Origin of the sequence: Endozoicomonas numazuensis, from assembly GCF_000722635.1 — a bacterium.
GTDB lineage: Bacteria > Pseudomonadota > Gammaproteobacteria > Pseudomonadales > Endozoicomonadaceae > Endozoicomonas_A > Endozoicomonas_A numazuensis.
In genome coordinates, this window is sequence record NZ_JOKH01000006.1 from 160,063 (window position 1) to 179,034 (window position 18,972).

General features: G+C 48.7%; 13 protein-coding genes. 9 read left to right on the forward strand and 4 right to left on the reverse strand.

From position 1 onward, the window contains the following. Nucleotides 1-76: 76 nt before the first annotated feature. The 3 genes from GZ78_RS21490 to GZ78_RS21500 form a co-directional block, all read right to left on the reverse strand. Complete coding sequence (locus GZ78_RS21490) at nt 77-1,660, reverse strand: WD40 repeat domain-containing protein (protein ID WP_034840788.1); 1,584 nt, start codon at nt 1,658-1,660, stop codon at nt 77-79. A 353-nt stretch (nt 1,661-2,013) separates the two neighbouring features. Next, the gene (locus tag GZ78_RS21495; protein WP_034840790.1) at nt 2,014-3,267 is read right to left on the reverse strand and encodes a NupC/NupG family nucleoside CNT transporter; all 1,254 of its coding nucleotides are present in this window, start codon (nt 3,265-3,267) and stop codon (nt 2,014-2,016) included. 520 nt (nt 3,268-3,787) lie between these two features. Further along, the gene (locus tag GZ78_RS21500; protein WP_034840791.1) at nt 3,788-6,085 is read right to left on the reverse strand and encodes a hypothetical protein; all 2,298 of its coding nucleotides are present in this window, start codon (nt 6,083-6,085) and stop codon (nt 3,788-3,790) included. Between the two features lie 118 nt (nt 6,086-6,203). On the opposite strand from GZ78_RS21500, the gene GZ78_RS21505 reads away from it, so the two are divergent. From GZ78_RS21505 to GZ78_RS28510, 8 genes are all read left to right on the forward strand, one after another. Further along, nucleotides 6,204-8,645, forward strand: coding sequence for an ATP-dependent helicase (locus GZ78_RS21505; RefSeq protein ID WP_051786425.1), 2,442 nt, complete (start codon nt 6,204-6,206; stop codon nt 8,643-8,645). A 228-nt stretch (nt 8,646-8,873) separates the two neighbouring features. Beyond that, nucleotides 8,874-9,950 carry an extracellular solute-binding protein gene (locus tag GZ78_RS21510; protein WP_034841113.1) on the forward strand — a complete coding sequence of 359 codons (1,077 nt, stop codon included), beginning with the start codon at nt 8,874-8,876 and terminating at the stop codon, nt 9,948-9,950. Between the two features lie 123 nt (nt 9,951-10,073). Next, nucleotides 10,074-10,604, forward strand: coding sequence for a ferredoxin-type protein NapF (gene napF, locus GZ78_RS21515; protein ID WP_034840795.1), 531 nt, complete (start codon nt 10,074-10,076; stop codon nt 10,602-10,604). After that, nucleotides 10,591-10,911: a chaperone NapD gene (locus GZ78_RS21520; protein ID WP_161787459.1), complete on the forward strand. Its 321-nt coding sequence runs from the start codon at nt 10,591-10,593 to the stop codon at nt 10,909-10,911. The genes napF and GZ78_RS21520 overlap by 14 nt, the downstream gene beginning before the upstream one ends. A 93-nt stretch (nt 10,912-11,004) precedes the next feature. Continuing rightward, nucleotides 11,005-13,491 (forward strand): nitrate reductase catalytic subunit NapA, encoded by a 2,487-nt coding sequence (gene napA / locus GZ78_RS21525; protein ID WP_034840801.1) that lies wholly within the window; start codon nt 11,005-11,007, stop codon nt 13,489-13,491. An 8-nt stretch (nt 13,492-13,499) separates the two neighbouring features. Beyond that, on the forward strand, nt 13,500-13,982 hold the full coding sequence (locus GZ78_RS21530) for a nitrate reductase cytochrome c-type subunit (RefSeq protein ID WP_034840804.1): 483 nt from the start codon (nt 13,500-13,502) through the stop codon (nt 13,980-13,982). Next, complete coding sequence (locus GZ78_RS21535; RefSeq protein WP_034840806.1) at nt 13,979-14,575, forward strand: NapC/NirT family cytochrome c; 597 nt, start codon at nt 13,979-13,981, stop codon at nt 14,573-14,575. Before GZ78_RS21530 ends, GZ78_RS21535 begins: the two co-directional genes overlap by 4 nt. A 161-nt stretch (nt 14,576-14,736) precedes the next feature. Continuing rightward, nucleotides 14,737-14,883: a TIGR02808 family protein gene (locus GZ78_RS28510; protein WP_081869983.1), complete on the forward strand. Its 147-nt coding sequence runs from the start codon at nt 14,737-14,739 to the stop codon at nt 14,881-14,883. 16 nt (nt 14,884-14,899) lie between these two features. On the opposite strand, the gene GZ78_RS21540 is transcribed toward GZ78_RS28510, so the two are convergent. Beyond that, entirely contained in the window at nt 14,900-17,323 is a 2,424-nt protein-coding gene (locus tag GZ78_RS21540; protein WP_236631645.1) for a DNA polymerase II, read from the reverse strand. 313 nt (nt 17,324-17,636) lie between these two features. Here GZ78_RS21540 and hmgA point away from each other — a divergent pair, with 313 nt between their 5' ends. Next, nucleotides 17,637-18,950 carry a homogentisate 1,2-dioxygenase gene (hmgA, locus tag GZ78_RS21545; RefSeq protein ID WP_034840811.1) on the forward strand — a complete coding sequence of 438 codons (1,314 nt, stop codon included), beginning with the start codon at nt 17,637-17,639 and terminating at the stop codon, nt 18,948-18,950. The last annotated feature ends 22 nt before the right edge of the window (nt 18,951-18,972 follow it).

Here is an 18,972-nt window from a genome sequence, read left to right on the forward strand (position 1 = left end):
CAACCGGTCGGTTGGTCAAATGTATAGATGTCCCTTATATTTTGCTAACCGCTGCTGTTAAGCAGTAAAAATAGCTTCAGGCTTTTTCAACAACCCGCTTTGGTTTGATGAGTTTCAGGTAAATAACAATAACTGCTGTGGTCAGGGTGGCAATAATCACCCCACTGGGCAGCACGACACCCAATATCGCCCCGAGGTTGCTTCCGGTTTCCTGATCTTCGTCAGTCGTTATGACGGGCGGCATCATGGTGGCAGACGCCTCCATAAAGCTTGAGGCCGGTACCGTCAGAAAGGTAAGAGAAGGACTTGGTGAAGTAACAGCAGGGCTCGGTGAAGTGGGCTGATTGTCGTCTATAGCTGCAGAAGAGCTGACAACCACCATCGTTACCGTCAAGGTTGGCTGCAAAGTTGACTGTTCGGTAAAAGTGAACTCAGGCCGCATGGTGGCAGACGCCTCCATAAAACTTGAGGCCGGTACCGTCAGAAAGGTAAGAGAAGGGCTTGGTGAGGTGAGCCGATCGTCACCCATAGTCGCGGTTGCCTGTTCGGTTAAAGAAATTTCAGGCAGCCTCCCCAGAGAATAGAATTCAATGTCGTTCTGGTCGTTGCCTACCGCCAGCCAGGTGCCATTGGGGTGAAAGGCGAGAGAATACACCTCACTCATATTGTTTGCCATTGTCAGGGTATCGAGCCGGGTCTGGTTTGCGGCCTCATACAGGTGAACCCTGGGGCCTTCGGCCACCACATAATGTTCACCTCCGGGGTGGTACAAGACAACGTCTACGTCCGCATCAAATGTCATGTTTTGAATCAGGGTAAAATGACCTTCAGCCTCCCTGAGCCAGAGGCGTGCCAGATTATCCCGACCGCCAGAGAGCAGTCGTTCGCCATCGGGGCTGAAGCTAAGGCTAAGTACTTCATCATTGTGCGCTTTCATTTCAACGTAGCTGATGTCACTGAGGTTGGTGAGGTTATGCACTCGAATCTCGCCAGATCGATCACCCGAAGCCAGCCATGCACCCTGACTGCCCAGCGTATTCACTGCCTCGGGGAATTCACCCGGCAGTGGTAAAACGTCATTTTTGTTCTCCGGGTTAATCAGTGACAGTAGTCCTGCATGACCGTATGCCAGCCAAGCATCCTCCAGGATGAAGGTGGTTGCGAAAAGAGATGTTTCCTCTGTAGCTTTGTCGTATAGATAGGTATACCTGACGGGGGACGCCTTATAGGAGAAAATCAAGCCGCCGATAGTATACGCTATAAAGCCTCCCCCCGAAGATGTGCTCACATCGAGTATGGCACCTTGAAAAATATTGTCATGTCCAAGACTATTAATGCTTTTCTGGGTAAGGGAAAGCGCACTGCTATTGAAGCGCTGAACAAACACTTGCGGATCAACAGAATTGGTTGGTTTTGAAACCCCTACCAAAATCAATTCAGAACCGTCCGGTTTAAAATGGAGAGTCAGAACCTTAATTGGCGATAAATAAGTTCTGTTTTCTTCATCAATCTCCATCAACTCAGTGGAATTGAGCCTTATCACTGGGCCGGGAATAAACCCTACTTTTTCAGGGTTGCCACTGCCCTCGGTTGCCCCGTGGCTTATGCTGGCCAGAACGCTCAGCATCAGACCCATCAGGCCGGCTAGTTTTGTAATCATTATTAATGCTCCATGACTGTTCAGTGCTATGTGTAAACCATAGAACTGTTATAGAAAGGAACTCATTCTAGTTCAAACTCATCATGGAACACGTTGCCTGTTGCATAAGCACCAGATAATGAACATAAACCCAGCCTTGTACGTCCGGAAGTGCCATCTCGTGCCGCTTAAACGGCATGGGCAAGCTATCGTTTTATCGTCACAACCGTTTTATCGTCACAACCTTCAATGACAGCTGAATCAGGCTAAACACTCATGCAGCGGTATTGAAGGGGGAATACAGAAGAAAACTGCAGAATCAGATATGAGGAGCTGGATAAATCGGCCATGACCGACTCATCCAGAGACTGGTATCAGAAAACCAGGAATAGACCAGCGATGGTTGCACTCATCAGATTAGAAAGTGTACCTGCGGCGACCGCTTTCAGACCAAAACGAGCAATGTCATGACGACGATTAGGCGCCATGGAACCCAGACCACCCAGCAGGATAGCAATGGACGAAATGTTAGCAAAACCACACAGGGCAAACGTCAGAATTGCCTGAGAGCGGTCAGACAGCATTGCTACACCCGCTTTGGCTGCAGCTTCAGGATCGATATAAGTAGCCAGATTAGAGAAAGCCACAAATTCGTTGACGATGACTTTCTGACCCAGGAAGCTACCTGCAGTCATGGCTTCAGACCAAGGTACACCGATCACGTAAGCCAGTGGAGAGAAGACATAACCAAGAATCAACTCAATGGTCACGTCAGGGTAACCAACCCAGGCACCAGCCCAGCCCAGAATACCATTAGCCATGGCGATCAGGGAGATGAAAGCCAGTAGCATGGCACCAATCATAGCGGCCAGTTTAAGACCACTGGCAGCACCACCAGCAGCCGCATCAAAGACGTTTGCAGGCTTATCTTCAGCAGACTCTTCAATCGCTTCTAAATCATCATTCGGAGTATCGGTTTCAGGCTTGATGATTTTTGCCATCAGCAGTCCACCGGGTGCAGCCATAAAGCTGGCAGCAATGAGGTACTTCAGCTCAACACCCATGCTGGCGTAACCCACCATAACCGCACCAGCCACAGAAGCCAGACCACCCACCATGACGGCAAACAGTTCAGATTGAGTCATACGACCAATAAATGGACGAACCAACAGAGGTGCTTCAGTCTGGCCAACAAAGACATTGGCAGCAGCAGAGAGGGACTCTGTACGGCTGGTGCCCAGTACTTTGTGCAGAGCGCCACCGAACAGCTTGATCACAATCTGCATAATACCCAGGTAGTACAAAACGGCTACCAGAGAAGCAAAGAAGATAATAACGGGCAGAACATGAACGGCGAAGATAAAGCCCAGTTTGAAGTTGGCTATGTCACCAAAAATGAAACCAATACCGTTGGAAGCATATTCCATAATGGCGTTAACGCCATTGGTAATCCCTTCAAGAACATATTGTCCAGCAGGGAAATACAGAACAAATGCACCGATACCGGCTTGAATGGCAAAGGCTCCACCGACCGTTCGTAATTTTATCGCTTTGCGATTATCCGATAATAGAATTGCGATACCGAGTAGGACAGCTATTCCTACCAAGCTTATAAGCACGTGTTGCATGGGAATGATCACCTAAAAACAGATTCGCGGGGCATTATACTTATATCCATTGGCTTTTACAGAAAGTAATTACCGAATAAAAGTATAATAATGACACACCCTATACATGAATCCAGAGCGTCTACTTTATTCCAAAAAACTAAGAACGCAGACTTAAATTGTATGACCCTCTGACACTATGATAACGACTTATTATTAAAGCATGTTTTCCAGAATTTTTTTCTCGTCATTTAAATTTTTATTCGGTATGACCCGTAGAAAAGGAAGCTTTCTTGTTTAAAAAGCTAATTTCAGCCAAGCTTTTTCCTATCCTTTAATTGCAATAACTTATTCTCTCTCGATTACACAAGCCATCCAATAAAAAGAATAAGAAACTACAAATAGTGAATTAATAGTGAATTAATAGTGAATTTTTATTTATTAAGACACTGCTCGTATAGCAGAAAAAAACCAGTCATTCACTAAGGATGACCTTGTCCTGAAAAGCATCCACTCATTTGACATTATTTATGACGGCGGGTTACTGAGATGTTTTATTGTCACTTCTTTCATGCAGCTCTTTTTTAAACTCCGTTGGCTCCCCTGTAATCCCACCGTTGAACCAATGATTCACCAGAACCCACTTGGCATTTGTCAGAGGCTTTTTAATAGCGCCCAGAAACCATTCGTTCGCTGCCGGATATTTTTTGCCAAACAGATCGAGGTTCCGGTCATTGGCAGCAAACCTGAAGTATTCTCCCACATACCCCCATTCATCCTCCGAAAAGGCTTCTCCCCCCTGACCAGCCAACCATTCATTGATCGCTTCCAGTGACTCTAAGTTAAGTACCCAGGCAGGTGCGTCGTCATCCTTGCCAACGGACTTTTTCATCCGTTTCGCTGCCGGAGGAACCCGTGAAAGATCAGCGTCTTGAATGGAATTAGCCATGTAGTCTTTTTTCTCATCAACAACATCAACAACATCAACACCCCGTTTCCTGGCCAGACGCATGCAGCCATGGCTCTCTTCCATCATGCAGCCATGGCTCTCTTCCATGATGTGTTCATACTTGGCGAAATACTCCAGCCTCTTGGCCGTTGTACCCACATTCACGATCGTCGTTCCTCCGCCTGGTTTCTCTACCTCAGGAGCTTCATACTTCCAGAGATATTCTCTGAGTGTCTCCCCACTTTTATTAACCGGGGTATTGAGCTGCTCATCACTCAACACAGGCTCTTTAGGCCCCGTTGGGAATAAACGACCATGAAACATTTTGAGCAGCCCCGCAGGCATGCCCTGAAAGGCTACTGAGCCCCCTGCAGTTTCAGGTTCAGCAAACGTTGCGACACCCTGCTCCATTTTTTCCTCAGAACCCTTTGTATCGCTCTGATGCAGAGCCAATAACCACTGAACCATTTCCTGTGGATGCTTCCTGAAATAGTTCATGGCTTTCATGGCAAACACACCGCAACTGGCAAAGTCTTTTTGAAACACAACGTTCGGGTAATAAATGATCAATGCCTTGTCCGAATGAAGTTTTTGCATCATCGCCGACACCTGAGCCCTGATCCGCTTACTGGTAGTATTGCCTGTACCTTCGGTTTCATGCAGATATAAAAACACTTCCGAGTCGGTCACATGACAAAATACGGCAATGACATGACAGGAATTCCAGCGTTCAAAGAAAAAGTGATAGGTGTAGTCTGTATGAGTGGAAAAAGCAGATTCATCGGAGTCATCATTCCCCATTTCAGCCTGCCCGGCTTGCAACACCGCTCTTGTCTGTGCTTTCTGATCCAGTGCTGAAATTTTTTTTGTTGTGTTGTCAGACAGCACGTAGTCCCAGGGGATCGGTTGAAAAAGGCTGTCGTCAGAATACTGCTGCTGGTGCTCTTTAAACTTCTTTTCATAGAGCGTTTTCATGATGGTTTGATTCAAAAAAAACTCACCATCATCCGGTACCTTAAGCAGTTCGTCATTTTTACTAACCACCAGCGGCCCCGACAACCTGAGCAAAGGATTAGGGTTTATGGACTCTCCACACTTAACCATCTTGTGTCTTACATGCCACTGGCCATTCCTTTTGACATAAACCGCACACTCTTGTGGACTCAAAATCAGATTGTTGAGCGTCTTCGAAGCCCCTCGTTCCCTGGCTATCGGATTCAAAGAAACATTTGGGGCCAATAGCTGTTTCGCCCTGAGCCTGGCTTTCTTGGCCGCAGGCCCTGGAAAGTCATCATTGTCCTCTGGCTCGTCATCATCCAGAACCGGAGCATCCCGATCATAGAAAACCATGATCTCTTTCCCTTCTGGAATGGACCTTAATGAAGGCAACTTGATTTGAATCGTATCAAACGTCTTCTTGGGATCAGGGTCGCAGAGAAAAACATCCATAACCGCAATATCGTCAGTCAACGGCTCCAATTTGAGGCTGCCCCCCTTTTGGCAATAAAAAGCTTTGCCTATTTCCTCATAGGGCATCTTAAGGTCTCGAAATACCCTGATACCCTCAATGATATCCTGACAGTCACGCAGGTCGGTCAAATCATCTTCAAAAGATCGAAATCTGGCAATTTTCCAACTTCTCTGCTCACTTTCTGAATTCAGGGTTTTAGACACATACGGGGTCATAGAGATTTTTCTGACATCGTCCCGGAGTGCAATAGACAAACATTTTCGGCAGGAATTGACTTCATAGCCATGACGCATGACAACTTGCTGACAAACAGGGTCTTTGCGCCTGATTTTAAGGCGATCGGAAATGGTCTCCTCTCCAGACTTGGAGGGATCAGGGGGCTTGACTGGAAAGACTACATTCAGACCGGTGGTGTACATGGTGTCATTCCTTGATAATGGCTGCATACTGCACTATTGCATTGTTAGGACTCCCGATGTCCGAAAAAGTTCCCGCTCCCTTCTGTGAGAGAGCCTCCATCACAGGAAATTCTCTGATATGATGGAAGCTTGTCTGATCGATCTCCATTGGCGCTTTGATTGTATGGAACTCACTGGCCCTCAACAGAGGGTAACCCAGCATGTAAATGGACATGCCCTGTGTATAGCCGTAGCCGGTTCAGGTAAAACGACTACCCTCGCCTTTCTGATCAATGAATTGCTGACTCAGGGGATTGCCCCTCGCCGCATCATGGTCATGATGTTCAACAAATCCGCGCAGCTGGATTTTACCCGACAGCTGAGAAAGCGCTGCCAACAATGGCCTGTTCTGCCTGAAGTCCGAACCTATCACTCCACTGGGTTGAGGTTACTGAAATCGCTTGAAGAGTGGGGCCTCAGGTCTGTATACGACCATAGACCACTGTCAGATAAAGAGATCGAACTGAAAGTTCGGGAACTGTTACTGACGTTAGCTCCCGACCTGCTACAGGACCGTATAAAAGCAGACAGTGCCCGATACATAGAAATCGCTACTGGTTTTATTGATAACGTCAAAGCCAGCCTGGACACACCGTCTTCAGTTCTGGAGCGTTCAGACTACCCTGATCATTTTCGATTTCTGGTTGAACTCTTCGATGCCTTCGAACAGTGGCGTCATCTGCATCGCAGAATCACCTTCACAGATATGCTCTACGATACTGTCTGCCTGATCGATGCACACCCGGAAGTAGTACCACGTATTACCAACAAAATGGATCGAATCATTGTTGATGAATACCAGGACACCTCCACTCTGCAGCACAGACTCACCCGAATCATCGCGGGGGAGAGGTCCAAAGTCATCGCAGTAGGTGACCCCGATCAGACAATATATGAGTTTGCCGGTGCCAATATTCATAACATTCTCCAGCATTTCGAAGTCGATTATGCCGATACCGATGCTGTTCATGAACTGACACTGCCCCATACTTTCCGCTATGGCCATGAAATAGCCATGGCAGCCAGTCACCTGATCAGTCGGAATAAAGACAGAAAGGATGTGATTTGCATTGCTCATCCGGACAACCCGGACTCGAGCATTATTCTTTCTCAGGGTGCAGGAGAAGACACAGAACGGGTGCTTGCCACCATCAAACAACACATATCCGAATCTAACGGCCAGCTGGCGGTTTTATTGCGCGTCTGGGCGCAATCGGTTCCTCTGGAATTGAGGTTGCTGGCCAGTGGCCTGTCTTACCAGTGCGACGGCCCCTCCCTGTTCGACCGCCCTGAAATTTCAGCCTTGATTGCAGCTCTTAGATTAGCCTCGGGTGAACTCCAGCAGCTCAATGTGACAGCCCGAGCCGAAGTATTGACCTCTCTTTTTACTCTTCCTCATCTTGGCGTTAAGTCTGCACTGGTTCAACAACTGGTCACCCACTTACAGGAACACGAACAACATTGGGGAAAAGAGCTTGGCCAGCATGTCAGTCAGTTAGCCGGGATAGGCGACTATCAGCGGCAGAAGCTATACGACAGAGCCGAAACACTGTTCTCACTGGAGAAAACAGCCGGCCAGGAACCTGCAGCCACAATTCTCCAGCGCTACATTCAGCGCACTGAACTCAGGGAGAGCCTGCAATCCATGAGCCTCAATGATCAGAGAACAGAAGAACAACTTCTGGCTATTGATGGTTTTCTCAGTTATCTGAAAAAAATGAACCTGTCTGTCAGTGACAGCTGCCTGCATCTGGATGACTTGAGCTCTAAACAAAGGCTGCAGTCCAGAAGATTCAGACAACAGGCTAACAAACCATCGGAACAGATTATTATCAGCTCTTGCCACAAAGCCAAGGGGCTCGAATGGCCCACCGTACTGATTCCCGGACTCACATCAAAATACTGGCCCTTTAAGCGTGAAGATGACCTGATACAGAGCAACAGTGAAGATCTGGAGGCAGAGCGCAGGCTGCTGTACGTTGCCATGACGCGAGCCAGAGAAAAACTTTACCTGTTCAGCGGCAACGGCTCTCTCGTCCCTAAAAACAGAAACTGGACAGAGAATGACTCTCAGCAAATCAGTCTGTTTCTGAAAGAAATGCAGATACCTCACGTCAAATCAGTTTGCCAGTCACTCAAACAAAATTCTGAGGATGAATTAATCAGTCAGCTGACCAAAACGGGCCTGACCAGGCCGGCGCGTCGTTATCTTCAATCGATTCAACCTGAAACAGCAGCCAGGCTTGAGGGTATCCCTTCAATGACCGAAATCAGTCGATCACGCCCTGCCGCCTCACCGCACAGCCCAGCGTATCTCTCGGCACGGCAGAATATTCTTCGCAGGGACGTGCTGGAAGAGGCTCCCTGGCAGGTCAACAGAAGGCTTAATCACAGCATTTTTGGTCAAGGCAAAGTCATCGAAGTGAATGACACCAACTTTGTCATCCTCTTTGACAAGCAGCATGGTGTAAAGAGGTTTGCCCGGAATGAACAGGTTCTGCACCTGTTTGAACTTCTATGAACTCTTCCCCAACCGGCTAATAGGCAAGAAATGTGACAACCCGATTAAAGCATTGACCTTATTTTCAAAATCGTGCAATCTCAGGCCAATACCCTGCTCGTTTTTTCTGCCTGGGAGGCTGACCGAGAATAGCCTCCTAGACCGAGAATAGCCTCCTACAGGGTAAATAAAGGTGAAATCAGCCTCAGGCTGAATAATAAAAATAAAAAAACACCGATGGGGGTCGCCATGCCTGCACTCACCAGTATTTCCAGTCAGATCATTCTCATGATTTTGCTGAGCTTCATTATGCTTAGTAAAGTCAGAGCCCAGGAACTACGCATCTTGACCTGGACAGGCTATGCGCCAGACAGTGTCATTGAGTTATTCGAGAAAGAAACCGGAATCAAGGTCAAGGTGACACTGACCAACAATGCTGACATTATTGATCAGCTCCGTGAAAACCGGGGCGCAGGCTATGATCTGGTTCAACCCAGCATGGATCAGATTGCCTGGAGCCAGCAACAGTATCAGATATACAAGCCCATCGACATGAACAGAATTGATCTCTCGCGAGTGGATCCTTCGCTGCTCAAGGTCACTAGCAACAATGTCGAGCTGGAAGGTTCTCTCTATGGCTTACCCCATGTCTGGGGAACGAATGGACTGATCGCCCACACCAGTAAGCCCGGAACATCACTGAGTTTCAAAGATCTCTGCTCCAGTGAATATCAGGGTAAAGCCGCCATGCGCCTGGATCGTCCTACCCTGATTGGTTTTGCCTTTGCTCTGGGTGAAGATCCCTTTTCTGCCTATGACAACCAGAGCCAATATCGAAAAATTCTCACCCGGGTGTCAGACAAGTTGATTCGTTGCAAAAATAACCTCAAGGCCTACTGGCAGGGTGGAGAATCTCTGCTCAACCAGTTTCGAAAAGGGGAACTGAGGCTCGCTACAGGATGGGACGCCGGAGGCTGGAAGCTCCATCAGGAGACAGGACATTTCAATTATGTAGCGCCAGAATCAGGGGCGCTGGGATGGATCGATACCTTTGCCCTGCCCGCCCGCAGCAAAAATGACAAAGCCGCTTATCAATGGATTAACTTCGTCATGAAACCGGAAATTGCTGCCCTCATTACTAAAGCCAGTGGCCAGTTCACTGCCTCTGCAGGCTCTGAAGAGTACGTTGATCACAAACTTGCCAAAAGTTACCGGAGCAGCTTCTCTTTAGATGCCCTTAAAAATATCAAGTGGTTTCCTGCCCAGCCAGAAGGCATCAGCGACCTGGAGCAACAGGCACTGAACCAGATCCGAACCGCTTTGTAAGACAGTCCACCTTCATCTGACTTTCCCATCTATACTCACCCCCCAGCTGACTTCAATGTCAGCTGATTTTTTCCTGTCCCAATCACCTATACCAATCTAACGCACGCACTTTGATGGCTGCTTATGACCAAAAATACCTTTGATCATTCCAGACGCAACTTTATTCTGGGCCAGTCTGCTCAAAAATCGCCGCCCCCCATAAGACCACCATGGTCTTATAACGAACAGCTGTTTCTGGAATGTTGCAGCCAGTGCCAGAAATGCCTTGAGGCCTGTCCAGGTAAAATTCTGACCAAGGGAGAAGGCGGCTTTCCTGCGGTGGACTTTCTACAAGGCGAATGCACTTTCTGTGAAGCCTGCCTGAAGGTTTGTGACGATGGCGCTCTGATGCAGCTCAACCACCAACCTCCCTGGTACCTGAAAGCTTCAATCCAGTCAGAATGTCTGACATTTAAAGGCATTAACTGCCAAACCTGTATTGATATGTGTGGCACTCAGGCCTTGACCTCTCTGTTTAATTCGCAGGGAATCTCTTCCCCCCAGATCAACTCCGATCTGTGTACGGGCTGTGGTGCCTGTTTTCAGGTCTGTCCATCAGGCTCCATTGAAATGATTTCACTGCAACCGGATGAAACGATCCATGAGCAAAACTGAACATCACGCTCCTGAGATAAATGCCTATACTGTGTGTGGTCTTGTTGTGCTGTCACGTCCAGAGAACTACCGTCAGGTACTCGACCTTTTGCTTACGATCAAGGGTCTGGATGTCCATAACTCAACAGACACTGGTCGTTTTGCTATCACACTGGAGGAATTTCCGGAAAGCTCTTTGATGACCCATCAAATAGAGCAGGTCAGATGCCTGCCCGGTATCATTGATGTTTCACTGGTCTATACCCATACAGAGCCCCTGACAAACGACGGGGGGTCTGATGGGAGGGGTCTGACAGCCAGCCAATAAACATTCCCTTCCGGCAATTCAAATCGCATCACCCTGCCTCGGGCTGCTCCTGATGAAGTGACCCGAGTGTTCAACAACAGGTGCCCAGGCATCATGAACGAAAGTCGTCGCCAGTTTCTGAAAACTTCTGCCGCTGCGGCTGCAGCCAGTGCCGCTGGATTATCCTTTGCTGCACCCTCCGATACTATTCCCGTCAGTAAGGACAAAAGCATTCGATGGGACAAAGCGCCCTGTCGCTTTTGCGGAACAGGTTGCAGCGTACTGGTCGGCGTTAAGAATGACCGGGTTGTAGCGACCCAGGCAGACCCGGAATCCCCTGTAAACCGTGGACTTAACTGCATAAAAGGATACTTTCTCTCCAAAATCATGTACGGCTCTGATCGCCTGACGACGCCTTTGATGAGGATGAAGAATGGCAAGTACGATAAACAAGGAGAGTTTACCCCGGTCAGTTGGAATATCGCTTTCCAGGAAATGGCCACCCAGTTCAAAAAAGCGCTTAAAAAAGGTCCGGAATACGTCGGTATGTTCGGTTCAGGTCAATGGACTGTCTGGGAAGGTTATGCGGCCTCCAAATTCATGAAAGCAGGTTTGCGGTCTAATAACCTGGAACCCAACGCACGACACTGTATGGCTTCTGCCGTTGTGGGCTTTATGAGAACCTTCGGGATTGATGAGCCCATGGGTTGTTATGACGACTTTGAAAATGCTGATCATTTTGTGCTCTGGGGCTCCAACATGGCAGAAAATCATCCGGTACTGTGGAGCCGGATAGCCGCCAGAGTTCTGTCACACTCCCATGTTAAAGTCTCAGTGCTGTCCACTTATATTCATCGCTCCTGTGAACTGGCAAACTTCCCGATCCTATTCAAGCCCCAAACAGATCTTGCTATAGGCAACTACATCTGTAATCACATTATCTCAACAAACCAGGTCAACAAGGACTTTCTCCAAAAGCATACCCACATTCGCCGGGGTGCAACCGATATCGGTTATGGCCTCAAGCCAACAGACCCTCGGCAGGAGGCTGCAAAGCATCCGGATGATGGCAGCTCTGAGCCCATCAACCTGGAAGAATTTGCCGTCTTTGTCAGCGACTACAGTCTGGACAAGGTTTCGGAAATGTCAGGGGTTCCCAAACAATCCCTGCTTGAGTTAGCCGAAATGTATGCCAATCCTGACATCAAGGTGCTCTCCATGTGGACGATGGGAGTCAACCAGCATACCCGTGGTGTCTGGATGAACAATATCATCTACAACATTCACCTGTTGACCGGCAAGATATCCGAACCGGGCAATAATCCATTTTCTCTGACGGGTCAGCCCTCGGCGTGCGGCACTGCCCGGGAAGTCGGAACCTTTGCCCATCGTCTGCCTGCTGATATGGTGGTCAATAACCCCAAGCACCGGGCTATTGCAGAAAAAATCTGGAAATTGCCTTCCGGCACCATTCCGGAAAAACCCGGTTATCATGCAGTGTTGCAGAATCGCATGCTCAAGGAAGGCAAAATCAATGCTTACTGGGTCATGTGCAACAACAATGTTCAGACTGCCCCTAACCTGAACGATGAGACACTCCCGGGTTACCGGAACCCTGATAACTTTATTGTCTGCTCTGATGCCTACCCCACCGTAACGACTTCGGTTTCGGACTTGATACTGCCCACCGCTATGTGGGTGGAGAAAGAAGGAGCCTATGGAAACGCAGAACGACGGACTCAGATGTGGTATCAACAGGTCGATGCACCTGGCGAGGCCAAGAGTGACCTTTGGCAATTGATGGAATTTTCCAAATATTTCAAAGTCTCAGAAATCTGGCCCAGCGAATTGATTGCCCAAAAACCCGACCTTGCTAAAAAAACGCTTTACGACGTGCTGTTTAAAAATGGCACGGTGGATCGCTTCCCCTTGAAACAAACAAACCCCGAACACAACAACGTGGAATCCAAAGACTTTGGTTTTTACGTCCAGAAAGGCCTGTTTGAAGAGTACGCAACCTTTGGTCGGGGTAAGGCTCATGATCTGGCGCCTTTTGAGGCCTATCATAAGAGTCGTGGATTACGCTGGCCTGTTGTGGACGGCAAGGAAACCCTCTGGCGATTCCGTGAAGGCTATGACCCCTATGTCAAGGAAGGTATGGGCATTGATTTCTATGGAAAACCGGACGGTAAAGCCTGGCTGTTTGCTTTACCCTATGAGCCCCCTCCCGCTGTTCCTGATGAAGAATTTGACCTGTGGCTCTGTACCGGCAGGGTGCTGGAGCAATGGCATTCCGGCACGATGACACAACGGGTTCCCGAGCTCTACAAGGCCTTTCCGGATGCTGTGCTGTTTATGCACCCGGACGATGCCAAAGAGCGAAACCTGCGGCGGGGAGAAGAAGCCCTGATCATTTCCCGCCGCGGTGAAGTTCGTTCGAGAGTGGAAACCCGGGGGCGCAACACCATGCCCAGAGGTTACACATTTATTCCCTTCTTTGATGCCAGCGAGCTGGTGAATAAATTAATTCTGGACGCCACCGATCCGTTATCCAAACAGACGGATTACAAGAAATGTCCTGTCCGGATAGAGAAGGTCTGAGGTGAAGCATGAACCGTCGAACTGTCAGCCTGCTCTGGCTACCTGTCTCTGCCATCATTTTGTACCTGGCCAGTATTACTGTATTACAGGGAGCTGATAATCAGCCTCCACCAGAAGAGGTTGAATCCTTGCGGGGGGCTGCTCCTGTGGGAGAAGTTCCCGCCGCTCCGGATCTGAAAAAATATCCGAAAGAACAAGTCCCCATGGATCTGCAATTTGTGGGACAACCTCCATTGATCCCCCACTCTATTCGTGGCTATCAGATCACGGCCAACAGCAATAAATGCCTGACCTGCCATGCCTGGGAAAATGCAGCCAGTACTGGAGCACCCCGGATTGGTATCTCTCACTTCAGAGACAGGGACGGTAAGGTACTCGCAGATGTTTCGCCATCACGGTATTTCTGCACCCAGTGCCATGTTCCGCAGGCTAATGCCAAACCTCTGGTACCCAATACCTACCAACCCGTTGAGAGTTTGAAAAAGCCATGAAATTGCCCATCCCTGAATTTCTGAAGAGATATTGGCATTTCCTTACCCGCCCTCTCGCACTGGCTCTCTGGATCATTCTGGCATTCGGCTTTTTTGCCGGCATTATTTTCTGGGGCGGGTTCAATACCATGATGGAGATGAGCAACACCGAAGCCTTTTGCACGAGCTGTCATGAGATGAGAGATACGGTTTTCCAGGAAATGAAAACCACCATTCATTTCAGCAATCGATCCGGTGTCCGGGCCAGTTGCCCGGACTGCCATGTTCCCCATGAGTGGACACACAAAATTGTACGAAAGGTTCAGGCCAGCAAGGAACTCTGGGGCAAAATTACCGGCAAGATCGATACCCCTCGAAAGTTTGAGGAACATCGTCTCCAAATGGCTATGCGAGAATGGGATCGTATGAAAAAGAACGATTCAAGAGAATGCCGTAACTGTCACAACTTTGATTCAATGGACTTTTCATTGCAATCCAAACGAGCGGCCCATATGCACAGCACGGCTCTGGCTTCAGGTGAGCTGACCTGCATCGACTGCCATAAAGGCATTGCTCATAAACTGCCTGATATGTCTGGCGTTCCGGGCTGGTAATTTACGACTATAATCTTCTATATACCCGTCACATGAAGAATGTGATGCTGTTAGCTGCATTCCCACTGCTGACGATACAGACATTTTTTATAGCAGATTTTCTATAGTAACTATGCTCGAAACAAAGCCTTAATAGATCTGATCAACAGCGAGGTTCATGTATGAGTGCTCTGGAAACCGCCATCTGGTATACCCTTGGCTATCTGGTAATGCCCATGATTTTTCTGGGCGGTTATGCCGTTACTGCCTTTATTGCCTGTGTGATGATTGACTGGCTCAAGCTGGACCAGAAGAAAACTGAAGCCTGAGGCAGATGGCAGAGCCTCAGAACAGTCCCATCTGTTCATCAATAAGCGTATTAAAATCCAGGTTTATAAAAGGCAGAACGCCGTCTGCTACCGGCTTCAATTGCTTATCAATGTAGTGTTGATAATCGATGGGACTGGTACGGTACTCCAGCGGCTCAGGACCATTGACTGTCATCACGTACTGAACCCAGCCTTTCCTCTGGTACTTCAGCGTTTTTCCCAGTGACTGGTTCATCTCGTCTGCTTTTCTGGCGGCTCTGACCTGGGGAGGAACATTTTTAACATAGTCCTTGAGATTACGCCGGAGTCGCTTACGGTAGACCAGCTTGTCATCCCATTCACCGGCCAGTGTTTTTTCTACTGTTTCCCTCACCAGCGTTTCCGGAGACTGATCAGCGAACACCAGAGAAAAGAGCTCTGTCTGAAAATACTTTGCCAGTGCCGTCCAGTCAGAACGCACAGTCTCCAACCCCTTGAATACCAGTTCCTGCCCTGAAGAGGTTGCTTTAATACCGGCATAACGCTTTTTACTGCCTGTATCTGCTCCGCGAATCGTTGGCATTAAGAAACGTTGATAGCAGGTCTCAAACTCAAGTTCCAAGTCTGACGCCAGCTGAAAATCCTTTTCCAGCTTGGCGGTCCAGCGATCATTAATCATTTGCTCCAGTTTTTTACCGGTGGCTCTTGCCTCGTCATCGGAATAGGTTTCGCTCAGGAGCACAAACGTAGAATCAGTATCGCCATAAATCACCTGATAGCCCTGCTCTTCTATCCAGCGGGCCGTTTGCTGCATGATTTCGTGCCCTCTCATAGTGATGGAACTGGCCAGACGGGTGTCGTAGAAACGACAACCACCAGAACCCAGGACACCATAGAAAGAGTTCATAATGATCTTCAGCGCTTGAGAGCGAGCTGCATCTTTCTGCTTTTTCGCTTCATCTCTCTGAACCCAAAGAGACGAAATAATGTCAGGCAGAAAATGTTGATCTCTGGAAAACAGAGCGCCACGAAACCCGGGAATGGTGCCTTCTGGCGCTTTTAGCCCTTCCACCAGCCCCAGAGGATCTATCTTGAACGTCCGGATAATGGAAGGGTACAAACTCTTGAAGTCCAAAACGATGACATTGCGATACAAACCCGGAATAGAGTCCATCACATAACCGCCGGGGCTGGCCAAGCCACCGTCTTCTGGTAAATTCGGTGCGACATAGCCCGCACGATGTAAACGGGGCATATAGAGATTGGTGAAGGCCTGAACTGAGCCTCCCATGCGATCCAGCTCCAGTCCCGTCAGCTGACTGCGTAGCCTCAAATAGTCAAGAATATTGGTGTGCTCAAAAATCTCTTCAACCAGCCGGCAATCTTCCAGGTTGTAACGAGCCAGTTTCTCTTTGTTGTGACGAAAGTCGTGATTGATAATCGCCATCCGGTTATCAACGTCTTCTGTCGCCTTACCCCGCCCCAGCAGCGTCTGAGCCACAAACTCCAGACTAAAGCTGTCAAACTGATAAGTTGCCGCCTTCAAGGCCTCAATCCCATCAATCACCATACGACCCGGTATCGTAATAAAACCCTGATCCGTTTCACCCCTACGATTTCTCCAGCTGGCGGGCTGTTGCCCTCTGCCGAGTCTTAATCGCATCCCATGCCGTTCTGCTCGCTTGAGCAGCAGACGAAAATCAAAATTAATGACATTCCAGCCAATGACAATATCCGGATCCAGAATTTTCATCGTTTCTTCAAAAGATTCCAACAGTGCTTTTTCATCGGCGACCCACTGTATCCAGTCTACCGGCTCCTGATCTCCCACCATGATCACCTGACCATAGCCCTGACCATAGCCCTGACCTGAAAGACCGATTGAGTAGAGCTCACCACGTTCTGAACATTCAATATCCAGAGAAATCACTTTGAAGTTCGGCTTGAATTCAGTTGGCCGAATTTTGACATTACGACACTCCTGATAGCCTGATTTCTGAACCCGGTCACCGGTAAATGCCAACCCTCCGTATACGAACCGCTCCATCAGGTACCGGTCTGCCAGCCTGACATCGGCTTCCAGCAACTCGACGCCTCTGGAGCGCAGAAAATCATGCATCTGAAAAGACTGACCCACTCCCTTGCAGTAAAGGGCCGTTACAGGTTCATGATGAAAATTCTTCAGGGGAAGTGGCCTGGACTCGACGCCCGGAAAAGCCTTTGTAAACTCTGCCTTCAGAGCCTCAATGTGAGAAGTTACAACAAAACAGACAGGACGTTCGCCTTCAACCACCAGCCTGACTGGGCCAGTGTCAGTAACCACCCATAAAATAATCTCGGCCTGCCCCCCCGTGCGGTCATGCTTTCGGTCATGCTTTCGGTCATGCTTTCGGTCATGAGAGTGTCGGCTTAAAAGAAAGCCATTCTGTACAGGCTCGGTATTTGGCAAGTCAGTTCTCAAAGCAGTCTTCTATTCATCATTTCAGGCTCACAGCGAGTGATTGACCTGATATTAACATTGCTGGAGAACCGCTGGGAGAGTGAAAATCAGGAATCAGTATGGACAAAACTCTCAGGACTGGCTAAAAATGGAAGATCTTCAAAGCCTGAACAACCTGCTTCCACCTTACCCGGGCAGAAGACTTGAATGCGATCCGTCCAGTGTAGAACCACTGAGGCTCTATAATAATCCGTCATAAACGAATGAAATATTTTTTCATCACTGACTGTGGTGAAGAGATTTTCACGATAAGAAAAATGATAGGTTCAGTTTGATGACATTACCTGATGATCTTGAATACCAGACGGGCTTTGGTAACGAGCATGAAACAGAAGCACTGCCTGACGCCCTGCCCAAGGCTTGCTTCAGCCCTCAGAAAGTCCCTTATGGACTCTACGCAGAGCAATTTTCTTCGACGGCTTTCACCGCGCCCAAACACCAGAACCGCCGGACCTGGACCTATCGAATTCGACCTTCTGCTGTTCAGGGAGACTACCAGTCCTGGGACCATAACCCCCTGCTGAAAACAGCGCCGCTGAGAGATCTGCCGCCTACACCGAGTCAGCTTCGCTGGGGTCCGCTGCCTGCTCCGGAACAACCTGCTGATTTTATCAGTGGTCTGACCACAATCGCAGCTAATGGTGATGCCAGTACACAGATTGGTACTGCCATTCATTTGTATGCGGCCAATCAGAGCATGGAAAAGCGTTTCTTTTACAATGCCGATGGCGAGTTACTGATAGTCCCACAGGCAGGCGCTCTGATGATCTGTACTGAATTGGGTCGATTACAGGTCAGTCCGGGAGACATTGCCGTGATTCCCAGAGGGATTAAATTCAGGGTGGACCTGCTAGAAGAAAAAGCCAGCGGTTATCTCTGCGAGAACTATGGAGCCCCGCTCACCTTGCCGGAACGTGGTCCGGTTGGCGCCAATGGCTTTGCCAATGACCGGGATTTCCAATACCCCGTTGCCTGGTATGAGGAGAAAGAAGGTGAGTTCGAACTGATCTGCAAATTCTCGGGCCACCTTTATGCCTGCGAACTCAATCACTCCCCACTGGATGTGGTGGCCTGGGTGGGAACATCAGCGCCTTATAAATACCAACTGTCTCGCTTTAATGTCATCAATACGGTGAGCTACGACCATCCTGACCCCTCTATATTTACGGTTCTGACTTCTCAATCGGATACACCCGGGGTTGCCAATCTGGACTTCGTCATTTTTCCTCCCCGCTGGATGGTGGCAGAAAACACGTTCCGTCCTCCCTGGTATCACCGCAATATCATGAGCGAGTTCATGGGACTGGTTCACGGTGTTTATGACGCCAAAGAAAAAGGCTTTGTCCCTGGCGGGAGCAGTTTGCATAACTGCATGTCACCTCATGGACCCGAAGCAGACGTGTTCAAGAAGGCCAGCGAAGCGGATCTGAAGCCCGTACGTTATGAAAATACCCTGGCCTTTATGTTTGAATCCCGATACGTCTATGTACCATCTAAATTTGCCATGGAAAGCGACATACGACAAAAAGACTATATTAAATGCTGGTCTGGCCTGCAGAAACACTTTGACCCAAACCAGAAGCCATAACCCGGAAAATTCATAAAGTCGC

Excerpts from the sequence above, each read along its gene's own strand:
- GZ78_RS21520 (WP_161787459.1), top strand. The coding sequence starts at position 10,591 with ATGAGCAAAACTGAACATCACGCTCCTGAGATAAATGCCTATACTGTG.
- GZ78_RS21530 (WP_034840804.1), top strand. The coding sequence starts at position 13,500 with ATGAACCGTCGAACTGTCAGCCTGCTCTGGCTACCTGTCTCTGCCATC.
- hmgA (WP_034840811.1), top strand. The coding sequence starts at position 17,637 with ATGACATTACCTGATGATCTTGAATACCAGACGGGCTTTGGTAACGAG.
- napF (WP_034840795.1), top strand. The coding sequence starts at position 10,074 with ATGACCAAAAATACCTTTGATCATTCCAGACGCAACTTTATTCTGGGC.
- GZ78_RS21510 (WP_034841113.1), top strand. The coding sequence starts at position 8,874 with ATGCCTGCACTCACCAGTATTTCCAGTCAGATCATTCTCATGATTTTG.
- GZ78_RS21490 (WP_034840788.1), bottom strand. The coding sequence starts at position 1,660 with ATGATTACAAAACTAGCCGGCCTGATGGGTCTGATGCTGAGCGTTCTG.
- napA (WP_034840801.1), top strand. The coding sequence starts at position 11,005 with ATGAACGAAAGTCGTCGCCAGTTTCTGAAAACTTCTGCCGCTGCGGCT.
- GZ78_RS21535 (WP_034840806.1), top strand. The coding sequence starts at position 13,979 with ATGAAATTGCCCATCCCTGAATTTCTGAAGAGATATTGGCATTTCCTT.
- GZ78_RS21500 (WP_034840791.1), bottom strand. The coding sequence starts at position 6,085 with ATGTACACCACCGGTCTGAATGTAGTCTTTCCAGTCAAGCCCCCTGAT.
- GZ78_RS21505 (WP_051786425.1), top strand. The coding sequence starts at position 6,204 with ATGATGGAAGCTTGTCTGATCGATCTCCATTGGCGCTTTGATTGTATG.
- GZ78_RS28510 (WP_081869983.1), top strand. The coding sequence starts at position 14,737 with ATGAGTGCTCTGGAAACCGCCATCTGGTATACCCTTGGCTATCTGGTA.
- GZ78_RS21495 (WP_034840790.1), bottom strand. The coding sequence starts at position 3,267 with ATGCAACACGTGCTTATAAGCTTGGTAGGAATAGCTGTCCTACTCGGT.